Consider the following 16,245-nt stretch of genomic DNA (forward strand, 5'->3'; position numbering starts at 1 on the left):
CCGTAAGCGCCAGATCGTCGAATCCGACCGCCATGACGGCATCGACAACGTCGTAGCGGTTGCCTTGCTCGGATAACCAATTCTTCACGCGAAGCGAGAAGAAATCGTTCAGATCCTCGCGAATATCGGCCGCGGCACGTTTCAGACCGCGCGCTTCGTGAACGGATAGGCCGATTTCGTACAGCTCGCCAAGAGTAAGCTTCAAATTTTGCCCTAGCAGAATTTGAACGATACCCGCCGCTTGCCTGCGCAACGCGTACGGATCCTGCGAACCTGTCGGCACGATGCCGACGGAGAAGCAGCCAACTATCGTATCGATTTTGTCCGCGAGGCTGACGATAGCCCCCTCCAATCCGGAAGGAATGGCATCGCCCGAAAACCTAGGCTGATAATGCTCGTTGACGGCTTTCGCAACGGAGTCATGCTCGCCTGCCTTCTTGGCGTAATCCTCGCCCATGATGCCTTGCAGCTCGGGGAATTCGTATACCATCTGCGAGACGAGGTCGAACTTGCAAATTGCAGCGGCGCGGGCAACTCGAGCGGCCTGCTCGGCTTCTACCTGCAAAGCGTCCGAGATCAGCTTCGAGATGTCGGTGATGCGGCAGACTTTGTCCGCTACCGTGCCCAGCTCCTCGTGATAGACGATGTTCTCCAGCTTGCTAAGCGCATGGTCGATCGTTAGCTTGTGATCCTCCGCATAGAAGAACTTCGCATCGGAAAGTCTCGCCCGCAATACCTTCTCGTTTCCTTTAGCGACAAGATCTATGCTTCTCGTGTCGCCATTGCGCACCGTAACGAAAAACGGAAGCAGCTTCCCGGTTTCGTCCAGCACAGGGAAGTAACGCTGATGCTCGCGCATGGATGTAATCAGTACTTCTTGCGGAATTTGCAGGAAAGTAGAATCGAAAGTTCCGAAGAGCACATTTGGATATTCGACAAGGAACAGTACTTCCTCCAGGAGATCATCTTTGATCGCGATGTTCCAGCCCTTCTCCTCGCTCAAACCTTTGATTTGGGAGACAATCAGCGTTTCGCGTTCCTCGACGTCAACAATGACTTGCTGCTGGCGCAACGCTTCTTTATAATCGGCAGGCGTTGCTATGTTTGCTTCTTCGCCAAGAAACCGATGACCGCGCGTAATGCGTCCCGTCTCGACGCCGGCAATCTCAAACGGCACGACGCTATCGCCGAACAGCGCGACCAGCCAGCGGATCGGTCTTACGAATTTCAAGTCGTAAGCGCCCCAGCGCATATTTTTGGGAAAGGACATCGATGTGATCAGCATGCTCAATCCTTCGGAGAGCAAGCTGTCCGTAGGAGCTCCAATGCTGCTTTTGCGTGCATATACATACTCCACTCCGGAGAGTTCCTGAAAATACAGCTGCTCCGGCTCCACGCCCTGACTTCGGGCAAAGCCCAGAGCGGCTTTGCTCCAGTTACCGGAGTCGTCCTGCGCGATTTTGCGGGAAGGCCCTTTCGCTTCTTCATTGCTGTCTGCCTGCTTCTCCCCTACCTCGCGCACAATCACCGCAAGTCTTCTTGGCGTTGCGTAGGCTTCAACCTCTCCATGGCCGATCCGGTTCTCGGCAAGCCACTTCGCCGTCTTTTCCTTCAATTGATTCATCGCGGCGCGAACGAATCTTGCGGGCACTTCCTCCAGCCCGATCTCCAGCAGCAAATCTTTAGCCATTGTGCTCCACTCCCTTCTTCAGCATCGGGAATCCGAGCCGCTCTCTCTCCTCGTAATAGGTAGCCGCGCATTGACGGGCTAGGTTCCGTACACGAGTAATATAGCCCGTGCGCTCCGTTACGCTGATTGCGCCTCGAGCGTCAAGCAGATTGAACGCATGAGAGCACTTAAGCACATAATCGTAAGCAGGAAATACGAGATGCTGCTCCATCGTCTTCCGGGCTTCTTCTTCATACATATTAAAAAGGGTGAACAGCATCGCCGTGTCGGATGTCTCAAACGTATATTTGGAATGCTCGTATTCCGGTTGCAGGAACACGTCTCCGTAGGTTACGCCCTCTACCCACTCCAGATCGAAGACATTCTCCTTCTGTTGGATGTAAGAAGCAAGACGTTCCATGCCATAAGTGATTTCTACAGCTACCGGATTCGCATCGATTCCGCCTACTTGCTGGAAGTAGGTGAATTGCGTAATTTCCATGCCGTCCAGCCATACTTCCCAGCCAAGCCCCCATGCGCCTAGCGTCGGCGATTCCCAGTTGTCCTCGACGAACCGGATATCATGGTCGAGCGCGTCAATGCCAAGCCGCTTCAGGCTTTCCAGATAAAGTTCCTGGATATTGTCGGGCGACGGCTTAAGAATGACCTGGAATTGGTGATGCTGATACAGCCTGTTGGGATTTTCGCCATATCGTCCATCGGCGGGACGACGGGAGGGTTCAACATAAGCCACGTTCCACGGCTCGGGTCCGATAGAGCGCAGGAAAGTCATAGGATTCATGGTCCCCGCTCCCTTCTCCACGTCGTACGGCTGCACGAGAATGCAGTTCTGCTCCGCCCAGAATTGTTGAAGCGTCAAAATCATGCCTTGAAAATTCATGCCGTTACACTCCTTCTATATGTTTAGTGTTGCAGAAGCACGATCCGCAAAGCACGCAAAAAACTCTCGCCTCTACGTCTGCTTCCAGACATAGGGACGAGAGTATAATTCCCGCGGTTCCACCCTACTTGGCCGACCTTGCGAATGTAAGTCCGCAAGAACAACCCGCTTTCGTTCAAAGGATTCCGGAGCGCCCTTCGCCATAATACCCGCATCGGGCTCCCACCTTCCCCCGACTCGCTTAGCGGATTTCTTACGGTTACTTTCTCCATCAACATCCCATATTCATATTCCACTATTTTATGCGTAATAGGGACGATTGTCAAATGTCAAACCAATTTGTCCAATTGATCCAGAAAGTTGCGTGACTTCAGCTGCAATCCCAACTGCGCGTCCATCAGTGCCCGCATGCACCGTTTGAGCTCTGCTTTCGTACTTTCCTTAACCGTAATCGCTCCTAATCGGCGCATATCCATGCCCTTAAACAATCGGAGCAGCTTATGTACCCCTTCGCCAAGCGGAATGCCATAAGGATCTCTCCCCTCGCAACGGCTACATAAAACGCCGCCCGAGCCCGGCGACAGCTTGAAGGAGCCCATTACGTTGCCGCAATGCAGACATTGTTCCAGCTGCGGGGCGTAACCCGCCAGATCGAGAATACGCATCTCGTACAAATGCAATACAATCGCCGGATCCTTACCTTCCTGTAGAGCCGTGTAACACGCCAAAAGCTGCTCGAACAAGAAGGAGCTTGCTTCTTCCTCCTGCAAAGCGCGATCAGTCAGCTCCGCCGCATAAGAGGCATAAGCAGACAGATCGAGCTGCATGCGCAAACCATGGTGAGAGGCGATGATCTCACCATGATTAAGCGTGCCTAAGCCGGTGCTTCGAAAAAACTGAAATTCTCCGTACGTAAACGGCTGGGCAAGCGAGGAATGCCGGCTCTTCACCTTTTTCGCGCCGCGAATGAGCACTCCGGCTTTTCCGCCCGTCTTCGTCAAAAGAGTAACGATTTTGTTGTTTTCCCCATAATCCATACAGCGGATTACGATTCCTTCCACGCGATGCAACATGCCGGCTTCTCCCCCGCGAACCATAAGCCTCTTGTTCAAAAAAACTTTTTGAACACTCACTATTCATACATAATACCGCTATGTCGCTTATTCTTGTACATCCATCTTTACAGCTTCCTCGTCTTGCAGAGCAAGCGGAGTAGCTTCATCGGACGTGCCGTATTGATTCACTTCCTTGTACAGCATGAAGGACTCGACGTCTCCGGTCAACGTAAAATACTTCCACGAAAAATCTCGCATTCGTATCCATCCTTTCCGCCTAGGAAATGTAGCTCCAGACGGTTATAGGATGCGATAATAGTCGCTTCGGTATCCTTAGCAAAAAACGTAAAAAACGGCATCCGGCGTTAGTCGTTGCGGAAGCCCAAATCCTTCAAGACCCGCTCCTGATTGCGCCAGTCCTTCTTGACTTTAACCCACAGCTCCAGATAGATCCGCGAGCCGAGCAGCGCTTCAATATCTCTTCGTGCCTGCTTGCCGACTTCCTTTAACAGCTCGCCGCGTTTGCCGATAATGATGCCCTTTTGCGAATCCCTCTCCACGAAAATAACGGCTCCGATATAAACAACGCCGTTCTCTTGTACGCGCATATCTTCGATCGTCACCGCAATGGAATGCGGAATCTCTTCGCGAGTCATATGCAAAATCTTCTCGCGGACGAGCTCGGCGCACACGAATTGCTCCGGATGATCCGTAATCTGGTCTGCCGGGTAATATTGCGGCCCTTCCGGCAAATATTTTGTAATCTGCTCCAGAAGCGTATTAACGTTATTGCCTTGCAGAGCGGAGATAGGTACGATCTCGGCAAACTCGTGCAGCTCGTTGTATTGCGCGATCATCGGGAGCAGCGCTTCGGGCTCTATCTTATCGATCTTGTTCATGACGAGAAAGACAGGAGTCTTGAGCGACTTCAGCTTTTCGATAATGAAGCGGTCTCCTCCGCCGAGCCCTTCCGAGACATCGACGAGAAATAACGCGGCTTCGACTTCCTTAAGCGCGCCTTCCGCGGATTGGTTCATGTAATTGCCCATTTTGGATTGCGGCTTATGGATGCCCGGCGTATCCAGAAAGACGATCTGATAATCGTCTGAAGTAAATACGCCGTGTATTTTATTACGAGTCGTCTGCGGCTTGTCCGACATAATCGCAATTTTTTGCCCGATTAAGTGGTTCATCAGCGTCGACTTGCCTACGTTCGGCCTGCCGATAATGGCCACAAATCCGGATTTAAATTTTTTTGCGCCGCGCGTTTTATCTTGTTCGCTCATGTTAGTTCATGCTCCTCCTTGTTTAACGACGCCGGCGTAAAGGCGCCCGGCAGCAATTCCGCTACCGTCGCGATACTCCAGGCTCCGCGCAGATTGCCCATAATGACCGGGGTATCAGGCGCGCATAATTCAACCATCACTTGTCTGCAGATACCGCATGGCGCAATGGGGCCATCCGTATCTCCAATAACCGCGATTGCCCGGAATTCGCCGGCAGACCGTCCATCTGCGATCGCGCGAAACAAAGCTGTACGCTCGGCGCAATTCGTAGGACCATAAGCCGCATTTTCCACATTGCAACCGTAATGCGTTTGTCCCTCCGCGTCTAGCAGCGCGGCTCCAACCTGAAATCCCGAATACGGCACATACGCACGCGCCATCGCTTCATAAGCTTGTTTCAGCATGGCCGAGTATTCCGGCTTAAGTCCGGTGTATTCCATCAGCATATGTCTGACAACCGCCTTCCAATCTCTGTATTAGGAGAAGAGCGCCAATAAAGGCGGACCCAGTATGAGCAGTCCAATCGTTATGGCAACAAGGGCCGCCGCCAGCACAGCGCCTGCCGCGACATCCTTGGCCGCTTTCGCCAGGGGATGCCGCTCGGGGCTGGCCAGATCGACGGCCTGCTCAATGGCTGTATTGATCAATTCGGCGCTTACGACCAATCCTATCGCGAAAACGATCAGACTCCAGCGAATCGCGTCCAGCGATAGGAACAGTCCCAGTCCAACTACGATAACGGCTGCGACACAATGAATTTGCATATGCCGCTGCGTACGAATCGCAAGTCCGATCCCCGACAACGCGAGCCCTACGTTCCGGACGAACTTCGCCATCTATCTCGTTAAACCTGCTTGGCTTAACACCGCTTCTTGCTTCGCCGTCATCTCGGCTTCGGAGGTTTCGTCCTGATGGTCGTAACCGATCAAGTGCAGGAAGCCGTGCACGAACAGAAAACCGATCTCCCGCTCCAGCGAATGACCGTACTCTTCGCTCTGCAGCTGAGCTCGTTCTACCGATATGATAATATCGCCCAGCATGCCGGACAAGGGATCGCTCTCGGACTCATCTTCTACTTCGAAAATGATGTCAAGCTCGTCCGCGCCGTCTTCTTGCATCGCGAACGACAGTACATCCGTCGGACGGTCGATGCCTCGATAATCTCGGTTGAGGGCATGAATACCTTCGTCATCCGTAAACGTCAGCGCGACCTCTCCCGTTGTCAAGCCTTCCGCCTCGCCTGCCAGCTGCAGCAGCTCCGTCAGCTTGACGATCCATGCATCTTGTATTTCGTGTTTGTCTTGCTCGTTATTCCAATCCAGCTGCAAAGTCATCCTGCCGTATTCACTCCTTCGTCTTGACATCTTCCGGATATTCGATTCGGGAATGGAAGATGCCGATGATGCTCTCCTTCAACGATTGCGCGATCTTGTCCAGCTCCTTGAGCGTCAAGTCGCATTCGTTGTACTGATTGTCGTCAAGGCGGCTCTTGATGATTTTGGCGATCATGGCCTCGACATGTTCCACCGTTGGATTGCGCAAACTCCGCACTGCCGCTTCCACGCAATCGGCGATGCCGACGACAGCCGCTTCTTTGGATTGAGCCTTCGGTCCCGGATAACGGAAATCGTCTTCGGTAAACGTTGGCACGATGCCCTGCTCTTCCGCTTGCTTCGCCGCCTTGTGATAGAAAAACTTGAGCGACGTCGTGCCGTGATGCTGCTCCGCGATATCGCGGATCGGCTTCGGTATATTATGGCCCTTAAGCATCTCGACGCCATCTCGTGCATGCGCAACGATGATCGACTTGCTGAGTTTGGGATCGATCGTGTCATGCGGATTCTCCATATTGGACTGGTTTTCGATAAAATAGTTCGGCCGCTTCGTCTTCCCGATATCGTGATAATACGAGCCGACGCGGCACAACAAGCCGTCTGCGCCGATGGCTTCGGCGGCAGCTTCCGAAAGATTGCCTACCATGACGCTGTGGTGATAGGTGCCCGGCGTCTCCGTCAGCAGCTTGCGCAGCAACGGATGATTCGGGTTTGACAGCTCGACCAGCTTAAGAGCCGACAAAATGCCGAACGTAATTTCGAAAAACGGCATCAATCCAATAACAAGCACCGCCGTCAACAAGCCGCTGGCGAATGCGAAGGATACGGAGTAGATGAACGGCATCCGCTCGAGCTGCTCCGTCATCAACAATACGGCCATCACGGATAAAGCCCCGAATAAGCTGACCATAATGCCTGCCTTCAGAATCGCGGATCGTTGACTGGCCCGATGGATAGAGAAGATGGCGGCAAGCGAGACCACGATCACGAAGAAGCCGTATTTGAAATCAAAAAGCGTATTGGATGCCGGATTCAGGATGATGCTTCCCATGATGGTGAAAATAAATGACGAAATAATCGCCAAATGCATATCCAGCAGCAAAGTAATCAGCATCGCTCCGAGAGCCGCAGGTGCCAAATAACCGGCATAGGGTACGGAATCCGTCTGAATCAGCGCGATGATCTGTATCGTGATGATGTTGATCAGGAAAATAAGCAGCAACATCAGCAGCTGCGTATTGCTGTACTTCGGCCGAAGCCCCCCAAAACCGCCGGATTGGTGCAAATACACGAACAGTACGATGACGGCCATCAGCGACAGAATGAGCAGTCCCGCTTGCGGCCAATACGACGTCTTGTCCTGCAAGAGATTGGAGTCCGACAACAGCTTGTACAGATCCGGGGTAATCGTCTGCCCCCGCTTTACGATGACGTCGCCTTCCTTAAAGACGACCGGCTGCGTATTCTGCTTGGCAAGCGCTTTGGCTTCGTCCGTTGCATCCGTGTCGAGAAAACGATTCGGCATAATGGCGAATCTCGCCAGCTCCTGCACGATCTCCCGTTCCGTCCGATTGGACAGCGTGCTCGCATTAACGAGCTCGGCGACCTGGGTGCGAGCCGTCTCCGCTTCTCGCAGCGGCTCTAGCGTCAGCTTGCGGACGATTTCTCTTGCCACCGACCGCATCTCGGATAGCTGCTCGGATTTAAGCTGAGGCATCTTGTAGAAAGTTTCTTCCGGTATGGTATACCGCTGATCTTTGGCGACATTTTCCATCTCTTGCACAAGAGAATCGCTGAACGTTCCTTTGCCCTTATTTGCAGTGATAAATGCATCTATATGGGCATCATATTTCCCAGGAATCTCGGATCGGTAGATCGCAACCTTGTTATCGGTCGTAACTTGATCATCAAGGTTAAGCTGCTCGATTCGGTAAAATAGTTGTTCGACGAGCGTCGCATTGCTTAGCGGTACGATCGAATAGATGGGATCGATCTTCGCGGCCGCATCTTCTTCCGCCTGTCGAGTCGCCTTCTCGTCACGGATCTGAAAGGGCGCCTTGATTTCTTTTTCGCTGGCCACGCCTTCGGTAATATCATATGTCTCCGGAATGACATGCGGCGCCAGGCTGAAATAAAAGAGCAGCACGAACATCGCCATCAAGGTCCACTTGACAGCAGGACTCTGCCTCCAACCTTGCGTCGATCTAGCAGGCGGTTTGACGATCGGCTTAGCTGATTCACCCTGCCCCATGCACGCAACCCTTCCTTTCAAAGGAGGTTCAAAAATCCGCTTTTGATTACGAAGTAACACTCGGATGCCTATTCGACTTCGAATCTTGAATTCAGCCGGATCTTCCGTTGCTCACGTAGCTCCGCTACGCTCCGCTACTCAGATTCCGGCTTCATTCAACCTTCTCGGTACTGAAAAGCGGTTTTTGAACTTCTATTTTAATTTCAAGATTTGCTTTCTGCGTCGTGGTTGTAGGCTACGATGATCTTCTGGACAAGGGAGTGCCTTACGACGTCCTGCTCCGCGAAGAAGATCATGCCGATCTCCTCGATGTCCTTCAAGATGCGCTGAGCCTCTACGAGACCCGACGACTTGCCGCGCGGAAGGTCGATCTGCGTAACGTCTCCCGTAATGACCATCTTCGAGCCGAAACCAAGTCTCGTCAGGAACATCTTCATCTGCTCCGGTGTCGTGTTCTGCGCTTCATCCAGAATAATAAAGGAATCGTCGAGCGTTCTTCCGCGCATATAGGCGAGCGGGGCAATCTCGATCAATCCGCGTTCCAGCGCTTTGGCCGTCTGCTCGGGGCCAAGCACGTCATGTAACGCGTCATACAGCGGTCTCAAGTAAGGATCGACCTTCTCTTGCAGATCGCCTGGCAGGAAACCCAGATTCTCGCCCGCCTCCACGGCTGGCCGAGTGAGCACGATCCGCTTTACGGCCCCCTCCTTCAACGCTACGACGGCCAGAACGACGGCCAAATAGGTTTTGCCTGTTCCCGCGGGTCCGATACCGAACACGATGTCGCGTTTCTTGATTGTCTTTACATAATGGCGTTGGCCAATTGTTTTGACCATGATCTTCTTCCCGCGGAACGTGGATGCAATTTCCTTCTTGAATAGATCGAGCAGCTCTTCGGCTTGCATATTGCGAGCCAAATCGAGCGCATACATGATATCTCTCTCCGTTGGCGCGTAGCCGCCTCTGACAAGCTGCAGCAAGACGGTGTACAGCTGCTCCAACGAATCTACTTCCTTCGCCTGCCCCGTAATGACGATCTCCGCCTCACGCGAGCTTATGGAAGCTCCTGACTGTTCCATGACGAGCCGTAGAAATTTATCCTGCGGACCGAATACAGCTAGTCCCTCCGCGGCGTTGCCTAGATGTACTTTTGCTGATTTTTGATCATTTTGCAACAATTCTCAGTCTCCCTGCATATGGACTAATGGCATTTCTTCCACGATGGATTGTTCTACTTCAAAAAGAACTTTCATATAAACTTTACCATTGTCCGCCTTTTCATGCAAAACAATTTCGTCCCGGATGACCGCATCCGCCCCGGCTTTCAACAAGACCTCGGCCTTCGCTTGCATCTTACCTGCCTCGCGCGCTTCTTCTTCCGTCAATGTACGTTCCTGCATCTCAGACTCCATAATCGTCTCTTTCATCCTTCCGAACGGCAGCGTCCAATCGCGCCAGGACACTCTTTCCTCTTGCGTTACCGTTTCGGACTGGGCAAAGGGGTTGTCTCCGAAGCCGCTGATTTGAAGCGCTCTGGAGCCGATCACGGCATGCCACTTCGTTTTTTTCTCACCCGTATACACCTTCACTTGCTGCGTCATAGGCGACAGAATTTCGTATTCGTACCAGACCAGTCCTCGCACGCTCCCCTTGGCCACGACCGTTTTGTTGTACGTCTCATTGCCGATGATGCCGGAGATCAAGGTTTGTCCCTTTTTTACGCGCGTATTTTTTTTCACCAACGGCTTACCCGCTTCCGCCACGATCTGCGTCACAACCGCGTCTGTCGATGCAATCAGATGTCTGGGACTATTTAGCGCGGCTTGCTCGGGAAGCGACATTTCCACGACCCGGATGGTTACTTTCGTCCCCTTCTTCTCCACTCCGATCCATGTCGTACCCGGCAATGCCGTCACGAGCTTCTTGGAGATGACGTCCGCATCCTGCAGCCTGAACGACCATTGCAGCGTATACAGCCCTTCGGCCTTGGCCGCTTGTAAAATATCTTCCTTAGGCATTCTTTCATTGCCGACAACGTCGATCCTCCAAACCAAGGAAGAGAGCAGGAAAATCAGGAGAAAAAACAACGCGAGGCCGCCTGCGAACCAAATGCGTTTCTCCGCCTTTGCCATCCAGAAAGGCAGGCCGTTCCGCTTCACGACGTGAACGCGACAGCCTGTCTGCTTTAAATACGGACGAAGCTTAAAAAAGTCTCCAACCGACAACTCAAACCTTAATTTTCCGTTGCTTGTCCATGATATGGCAGAGAGAGACAGTCCGCCCTCCAGCGCCCGATTGACAAGCTCCTCCGGCCGTCCCCCTCTTGCCTCAACGACGACGACTCCTTGCAGCCACGTTACGCCTTGACCTTTCATCGTAAATTCCCTCCCGACGGATTCATGGAATCAACTGTATATTCGCAATGATGCCTTCAACGAATACTTCCTCGGTCCATATCGTTCGTATGACCAGCTCACTCCCCGTAACCTCCAGTTGCCCCTTGCTAAGCGCAAGCCTTAGCTTGTCGCTGGAGAAATGAACGACGCCCCGATGATTCTCGATGTACAGCTGGCGGTCGCCGATCATTGTCAATCGCGGCAGATCATAGACGACATCCTGCGGCATATCGAGCAATTCGGCGGTGAGTTTGCGAAATTTTTTTTTCAGTTGTCGCATTGCCGTCTCGGCCTCCTCAGCGAACGAAGGTATCGCTATAATTCCGTACTATACCAAATTATGCGTTCGCGACTGGAAATATGAGGAGGGAAAATAAGCGGGACTCACAAGTCTTGGAGATGCCATAACAAAAAAACACCCCTTTCGGGGTGTTTCGGGAGTCCGCATATCAACGCAGAAATTGTTGGACATATTGATTTACTAGTTTACCGTCAGCGCGTCCTTTTGTTTTAGGCATCAGGGCGCTCATCACTTTCCCCATTTCGGCTTTAGAAGAAGCACCGAGTTCTTGGATGGTCTGCCTTACTATCTCTTGAATCTCTTCTTCGGTCAGCTGCTCGGGAAGGTATTGACTAATAATTTCAATTTCTGCTGCAAGACCTGTTACCAGATCGTCGCGGCCGGCTTTTTTAAATTCTTGGAGGGAATCTTTACGTATTTTGATCTCGCGACTTAGAATATCAAGCACTTCGTTATCGTCAAGAGGACGTTTAAGGTCGATTTCCAAGTTCTTCACGGACGCGCGCATCATGCGAATCGTCGTGAGCTTGAACTTGTCCTGACTCCTCATGGCTTGCTTCATATCGTCGTTCAATCGTTCGCTCAGGTTCATTATGGAAGGATCCTCCTAAAACTTTCTCTTGCGAGCAGCCTCGGACTTTTTCTTGCGTTTAACGCTTGGCTTTTCGTAATGCTTGCGTTTTTTCACCTCAGCCAAAACACCGTCTTTAGCGATGGAGCGTTTAAAGCGGCGAAGCGCAGCATCGATGGTTTCGTTTTTGCGAACTTTAGTTTCAGACACCAGTTTTCCCTCCCTCCGAAACAGACCGTCCAGAGCTATAACACGGTTTATCAAACTTCATTATACGGCAAAGCAAATCCCAGTGTCAACTTTGTTAGACTGCCAATAACGGGCCAAGCTTATTGCCGCCGAGCAGATGGATATGCAGGTGATAAACAACCTGTCCTCCGTCGCTGTTCACATTGTTGATCAGCCTGTATCCCGCTTCATCGATCCCTTGCTCCTTCGCGATTTGACGGGCAACCGCAAACAGCTCTCCGACAAGCTCCAGATCCTCGGAACCGATATCGTTCATCGTGGGAATATGTTTCTTAGGAATGATCAGAATATGTACAGGCGCGGCCGGCTGAATATCCTGGAACGCAAGAACGCGATCGTTTTCGAACACTTTCTTGGACGGAATAGAGCCTTCGATAATCTTGCAGAAAATGCAATCCACTACAACACAACCTCCAATCCCTTCATGCTTTCTCTATAATACCGAAAATTTCCTGTCTAGTCCAATCCCCGATCCCTTTATACGCCAATCATGCGGAAAGCAAGATAGCGCGGCAAAAAGCCGCGCCATGCTGTCCATGCTGTCGCACAGAATCGTAATTCCATTATTGTTATAGAAAAAACGGCAACAGGGAAATCGCGAGCAGCGAACCCAGCGGGAACGCTCTGCGGTAAAATCTTCTTGGCGGATAAAACGGATAACCGAAACCTCCGCCAAAACCGCCATACCCGCCATAAGGCAGAAACGCTCGTTCCCAATCGCCGGGGCAATGCGGAACGGCCAAATATACATGCTCGTCGTCCACATGCTCCACAAACCCATCTACGCAGCAACCGTCGTTCGTTTGCACCATCACGTAACGATACATATGCGCTTGGCACATGCTTTTGGCGTCGACTTGGTCATACGCTTTATTTTCCATCGTTCATCAGCCTCCTGTTATCCATTCATCTTATGCAGATATAGGCGAATGGCTACTGAAGGCCTTAGCTTCTCATGCAATTACTTTAAAACGGCGTCTCTCAGCTTCGCCGCGATTGGCAGCCAGTCATGGCCGCCGGCAAGCCGGATGAGAACGTTTTTATTGTCCGAACCCGCGTAATGGAATTCCGTAAGCAGTTCTTCCATCTCCTCAAAAGATGTTTTCGAACCTTCCAGGGCCGCTCGCTCGGCATCCGCCAAGGGGCCGGAGCCCGCTCCGATCGCAGCCAGCTTTTCCTTGCGATCAGCCATAAAATCCGCATAAGCTCCCGCTGCCCCTTCGAAAGCCGAAACATCCAGCTTCTCGGCTGTTTCCAGCAAGCTGCCGAGATGCGCTTCCCCTCTTGCGATCGATTCGCTTAAGTAGGCTGCGGTCACTCGTCCGATACCGTTTTCTGCAGCCGGAGAAGCAACGGCCTCGCCGGCAAGACGGCTCCAATAAGCAAGATCGGACTTGCCCTTCTCCAGCTGCGTAAAAACGGCTCTTCCTTCATCCACAGTCTGGTCTCTGGTATATCCGATATTTTTGGTAGACAACAGTACGTTACCCATCACGCTCATTACCAGCAACAGCAAGGTAATGGGCAGCGCGAGCGAACGTTTGCCCGATTGCTCTTTCTCCGTCAAGCTTCTCCCTCCATCACAAAGCGTTATAATTGCGTTATCCGTTTTACAGGCCATGTTGCCAAATGCGGCTACAATTTAATCGTTGAAGCGCCGTCAAAGAAATAGACGTAGGTCTCTGCAACGGGTTCTCCCAGCACGGACGCAATCGCCTCCGCATACAGCTCCAACTGGAATCTATGCCTCTCCGCCGCCGCTTCCCATCCACCGGAGTGGATTCGGTCCGTCTTGTAATCCACAAGAACGATGCCGGCATCGCCTCGAAACATGCAGTCGATAACCCCTTGAATCAGTACAGGCTCTTCCGTCAATTGCTCTATGGTTCCCCCCGCGTAGACACGGCTTGCCGGCAGCATCGCGCTAAAGGGTACTTCACGGCGCACCCAAGGCGAATTTCTCATTCGCTGACCGAGCTCGCCGGACAGGAAAGCCGCAACGGCGGAGATATCGATAGATGCAGCTTGCATCGACGTCAGCAGTCGTCGTTCCACCATATCCGCTAACGTAGCCGCAATCTCCGTTGCGCCAATTTCGGCGACCAGCGGCACATGCTGCATCAATAAGTGGCTGGCAGAACCTTTTTCCGCCGCGGTGAGCGACTTTTCTTCCATAAAGGCCGGTCTTCGCAGCCGCAGCGAAAAGGAAGCTCCACCAGACGCTTCAGCAGCCCCGCCGCTTGACTGAAACGCTTCGGAATGCCGATCGGCCATCCTTGAGCCGAAGTCAGCAGGAGCGGCCTCATCGTCTTGGGAGTCAGCATGTCCGCTTCCATCGCTTCCGCCAAGGTCGGCGGAATAGACATCCGCTTCCTCGTGAAGTCGCTTCATCTCGGTGACGGACGTTTTGGCTGCCAGCTTGGATGCGACCTCATAGGGATACCGCCAATCCAGGCGAGACCGCAGCTCCCGGTCCTGTTCAACCTCCTCCAGCTGAGCAAGAGAAGCGATCGCCGCGTCTCTTAAAGAATTCCCTGCGTCCGTCATTTCGTCAACGATCTCTTGTGCTGCTGCCGCCTCGATGCCGAGCCATGCGGCTGGAACGACGGCTGCTTCCCATTGGGGCTTGGCTCCAATGGGATAAACGTTTCCTTGTTCCGGCAACGTTCCTTCTAAAGAGTTGCCAGCTTCCGCATGTTGTTCGGGCCGTCCTTGCTCCGAGCCGGACAATTGAGCGGCCGCCATAGGACCAAGCCAATCCAGAAACGAACGAGCCGTTGCGACCCGGAAATCCGACAAGCGCCCTTCGGAGTCGGTCGAGCCCAGCCATCGCTGCAGCTTCTTGCCGGCATCCGCCGTTGTGCCGACAAGATACATTTTCTCCTTGGGACGGGTCAATGCGACGTACAGGATGCGCATCTCCTCCGCAAGCATCTCCATGCGAAGCTTTCGCCGGATCGCGAGATAAGGAAGCGACGGGTAGCTGATGCGCAGCTCGGAATCCACGTACCTTGGCCCGAAACCAAGCTCCTTATGTTTAAGGAACGGGCTTCGCAGATCCTGCTGGTTAAAGAGCTTGCCGAGCCCGGCCACGAACACGACCGGGAATTCCAGCCCCTTGCTCTTATGAATCGACATGATCCGCACGACATCCTCTTGCTCGCCAAGCGCCCTGGCCGTTCCGAGATCTCCGCCGCCATCGCGCATTCGCTCAATGAAACGAAGGAACCGGAACAGCCCCCGGAACGAAGTCGCCTCGTATTGTCTCGCCCTGTCATGCAGCGCCCTCAGATTCGCTTGACGCTGCGATCCTCCCGGCAAACCGACCATAAAGTCATAGTAGCCCGTCTCCAGGTACATGCGCCACAGCAAGTCTGCCAACGCCCCTTGTCTGGCTTCCTGACGCCATGCATCCAGTTTTTCCAGAAATCTGGACACCTTTAGCCTGGATTCCCCTGGCATGGCTTCGTCTCCGGCCGCTTGCAAAACGGCATCGTAATACGGTCCTGACGGCGACAAGATCCGAATGCGGGACAGCTCCTCCGCATTGAGTCCGAACAAAGGAGACCGCAACACGGCCGCAAGCGGAATATCCTGATAGGGATTGTCCACGACCCTTAGCAGGGACAGCATGGTCTCGACCTCTGTAGCTTCGAAGTATCCCGTACTCAGTTCCGCATAAGCGGGTACGCCCATGCTCTGAAGCTCTTCGATGATGATCGGAGACCAAGCCTGCGTCGCGCGCAGCAAAATGACGACGTCCCTCCACTGCAGACTTCGATACTGCTTGCGCTTGCCGTCGTAGACCTGAAAGCCGCGATCCATCAGCTCTCGCAGCTGGCCGCCGATCCAGCGGGCCTCCAACTGAGCTACCTTCAGCTCAGCCGTATCATCTTGAGCTCGCGGTCCTTCGGCGCCATCCGCCCCTTCGTCATCTTCGGCGAGACTGCCGTAAGCTTCGCCCTCGTCGGAGTCGGCAGCGGCACGATCCAGCACCGCGAACTGCACGCGGCAGCTGCCAGGTTCCAGCGGCTCCGGGTAAGCCGCTCCGCATACAAGCTCCGCCCGGCGGTCGTAATCCATCTCCGCGACGGTTTCCCGCATCATCGCCCGAAAGACCGCGTTGACGCCGTCTACCACCTCGGCACGGCTGCGAAAGTTGCGTGCCAGGTCAATACGCAGGCCGCCCGAGCCGTCCCCCTCTTCGCCGCTCGGGCCGTTCTCCGAGCTTT

At 53.2% G+C, this 16,245-nt stretch carries 18 protein-coding genes; all 18 read right to left on the reverse strand.

The genetic code is table 11. The features are described 5' to 3' along the window. A partial coding sequence (gene glyS, locus PAT3040_RS35065) for a glycine--tRNA ligase subunit beta (RefSeq protein ID WP_108996261.1) occupies positions 1-1,690 on the reverse strand: 1,690 nt, incomplete at its 3' end. Beyond that, positions 1,683-2,570, reverse strand: coding sequence for a glycine--tRNA ligase subunit alpha (glyQ, locus tag PAT3040_RS35070; RefSeq protein ID WP_087567141.1), 888 nt, complete (start codon positions 2,568-2,570; stop codon positions 1,683-1,685). The genes glyS and glyQ, both read right to left, overlap by 8 nt. 329 nt (positions 2,571-2,899) lie before the next feature. Next, on the reverse strand, positions 2,900-3,643 hold the full coding sequence (recO, locus tag PAT3040_RS35075) for a DNA repair protein RecO (RefSeq protein ID WP_108996420.1): 744 nt from the start codon (positions 3,641-3,643) through the stop codon (positions 2,900-2,902). Positions 3,644-3,730: 87 nt separating this feature from the next. Beyond that, positions 3,731-3,883: a YqzL family protein gene (locus PAT3040_RS35080; protein WP_108996262.1), complete on the reverse strand. Its 153-nt coding sequence runs from the start codon at positions 3,881-3,883 to the stop codon at positions 3,731-3,733. A 107-nt stretch (positions 3,884-3,990) separates the two neighbouring features. Beyond that, entirely contained in the window at positions 3,991-4,911 is a 921-nt protein-coding gene (era, locus tag PAT3040_RS35085) for a GTPase Era (protein ID WP_087567144.1), read from the reverse strand. Next, positions 4,908-5,351 carry a cytidine deaminase gene (gene cdd / locus PAT3040_RS35090; protein ID WP_108996421.1) on the reverse strand — a complete coding sequence of 148 codons (444 nt, stop codon included), beginning with the start codon at positions 5,349-5,351 and terminating at the stop codon, positions 4,908-4,910. Before cdd ends, era begins: the two co-directional genes overlap by 4 nt. 36 nt (positions 5,352-5,387) lie before the next feature. After that, entirely contained in the window at positions 5,388-5,747 is a 360-nt protein-coding gene (locus PAT3040_RS35095) for a diacylglycerol kinase family protein (protein WP_108996263.1), read from the reverse strand. Then, complete coding sequence (gene ybeY / locus PAT3040_RS35100; RefSeq protein ID WP_108996264.1) at positions 5,748-6,245, reverse strand: rRNA maturation RNase YbeY; 498 nt, start codon at positions 6,243-6,245, stop codon at positions 5,748-5,750. A 10-nt stretch (positions 6,246-6,255) separates the two neighbouring features. Beyond that, a complete protein-coding gene (locus PAT3040_RS35105) occupies positions 6,256-8,496 on the reverse strand; it encodes an HD family phosphohydrolase (RefSeq protein ID WP_087567147.1) in 2,241 nt (746 codons plus the stop codon). Between the two features lie 203 nt (positions 8,497-8,699). Further along, positions 8,700-9,671, reverse strand: coding sequence for a PhoH family protein (locus tag PAT3040_RS35110; RefSeq protein WP_108996422.1), 972 nt, complete (start codon positions 9,669-9,671; stop codon positions 8,700-8,702). 6 nt (positions 9,672-9,677) lie between these two features. Further along, on the reverse strand, positions 9,678-10,871 hold the full coding sequence (gene yqfD, locus PAT3040_RS35115) for a sporulation protein YqfD (protein WP_108996265.1): 1,194 nt from the start codon (positions 10,869-10,871) through the stop codon (positions 9,678-9,680). Positions 10,872-10,893: 22 nt separating this feature from the next. Continuing rightward, positions 10,894-11,172 carry a sporulation protein YqfC gene (gene yqfC, locus PAT3040_RS35120; protein ID WP_087567149.1) on the reverse strand — a complete coding sequence of 93 codons (279 nt, stop codon included), beginning with the start codon at positions 11,170-11,172 and terminating at the stop codon, positions 10,894-10,896. 169 nt (positions 11,173-11,341) lie between these two features. Further along, the gene (locus PAT3040_RS35125) at positions 11,342-11,785 is read right to left on the reverse strand and encodes a GatB/YqeY domain-containing protein (RefSeq protein WP_087567150.1); all 444 of its coding nucleotides are present in this window, start codon (positions 11,783-11,785) and stop codon (positions 11,342-11,344) included. Between the two features lie 15 nt (positions 11,786-11,800). After that, positions 11,801-11,974 (reverse strand): 30S ribosomal protein S21, encoded by a 174-nt coding sequence (gene rpsU / locus PAT3040_RS35130; protein ID WP_005547957.1) that lies wholly within the window; start codon positions 11,972-11,974, stop codon positions 11,801-11,803. 94 nt (positions 11,975-12,068) lie between these two features. Next, entirely contained in the window at positions 12,069-12,413 is a 345-nt protein-coding gene (locus PAT3040_RS35135) for a histidine triad nucleotide-binding protein (RefSeq protein WP_087567151.1), read from the reverse strand. A 169-nt stretch (positions 12,414-12,582) separates the two neighbouring features. Further along, a complete protein-coding gene (locus tag PAT3040_RS35140; RefSeq protein ID WP_087567152.1) occupies positions 12,583-12,894 on the reverse strand; it encodes a hypothetical protein in 312 nt (103 codons plus the stop codon). Positions 12,895-12,974: 80 nt separating this feature from the next. Then, entirely contained in the window at positions 12,975-13,580 is a 606-nt protein-coding gene (locus PAT3040_RS35145; RefSeq protein ID WP_087567153.1) for a hypothetical protein, read from the reverse strand. Positions 13,581-13,648: 68 nt separating this feature from the next. Next, on the reverse strand, positions 13,649-16,245 hold a 2,597-nt coding region (gene addA / locus PAT3040_RS39400; RefSeq protein ID WP_258235311.1), incomplete at its 5' end, for a helicase-exonuclease AddAB subunit AddA.

Origin of the sequence: Paenibacillus agaridevorans, assembly GCF_003112455.1 — a bacterium.
In the GTDB taxonomy this organism is placed as follows: domain Bacteria; phylum Bacillota; class Bacilli; order Paenibacillales; family Paenibacillaceae; genus Pristimantibacillus; species Pristimantibacillus agaridevorans.

Excerpts from the sequence above, each read along its gene's own strand:
- glyQ (WP_087567141.1), bottom strand. The coding sequence starts at position 2,570 with ATGAATTTTCAAGGCATGATTTTGACGCTTCAACAATTCTGGGCGGAG.
- recO (WP_108996420.1), bottom strand. The coding sequence starts at position 3,643 with ATGTTGCATCGCGTGGAAGGAATCGTAATCCGCTGTATGGATTATGGG.
- PAT3040_RS35080 (WP_108996262.1), bottom strand. The coding sequence starts at position 3,883 with ATGCGAGATTTTTCGTGGAAGTATTTTACGTTGACCGGAGACGTCGAG.
- era (WP_087567144.1), bottom strand. The coding sequence starts at position 4,911 with ATGAGCGAACAAGATAAAACGCGCGGCGCAAAAAAATTTAAATCCGGA.
- cdd (WP_108996421.1), bottom strand. The coding sequence starts at position 5,351 with ATGGAATACACCGGACTTAAGCCGGAATACTCGGCCATGCTGAAACAA.
- PAT3040_RS35095 (WP_108996263.1), bottom strand. The coding sequence starts at position 5,747 with ATGGCGAAGTTCGTCCGGAACGTAGGGCTCGCGTTGTCGGGGATCGGA.
- ybeY (WP_108996264.1), bottom strand. The coding sequence starts at position 6,245 with ATGACTTTGCAGCTGGATTGGAATAACGAGCAAGACAAACACGAAATA.
- PAT3040_RS35105 (WP_087567147.1), bottom strand. The coding sequence starts at position 8,496 with ATGGGGCAGGGTGAATCAGCTAAGCCGATCGTCAAACCGCCTGCTAGA.
- yqfD (WP_108996265.1), bottom strand. The coding sequence starts at position 10,871 with ATGAAAGGTCAAGGCGTAACGTGGCTGCAAGGAGTCGTCGTCGTTGAG.
- yqfC (WP_087567149.1), bottom strand. The coding sequence starts at position 11,172 with ATGCGACAACTGAAAAAAAAATTTCGCAAACTCACCGCCGAATTGCTC.
- PAT3040_RS35125 (WP_087567150.1), bottom strand. The coding sequence starts at position 11,785 with ATGAACCTGAGCGAACGATTGAACGACGATATGAAGCAAGCCATGAGG.
- PAT3040_RS35140 (WP_087567152.1), bottom strand. The coding sequence starts at position 12,894 with ATGGAAAATAAAGCGTATGACCAAGTCGACGCCAAAAGCATGTGCCAA.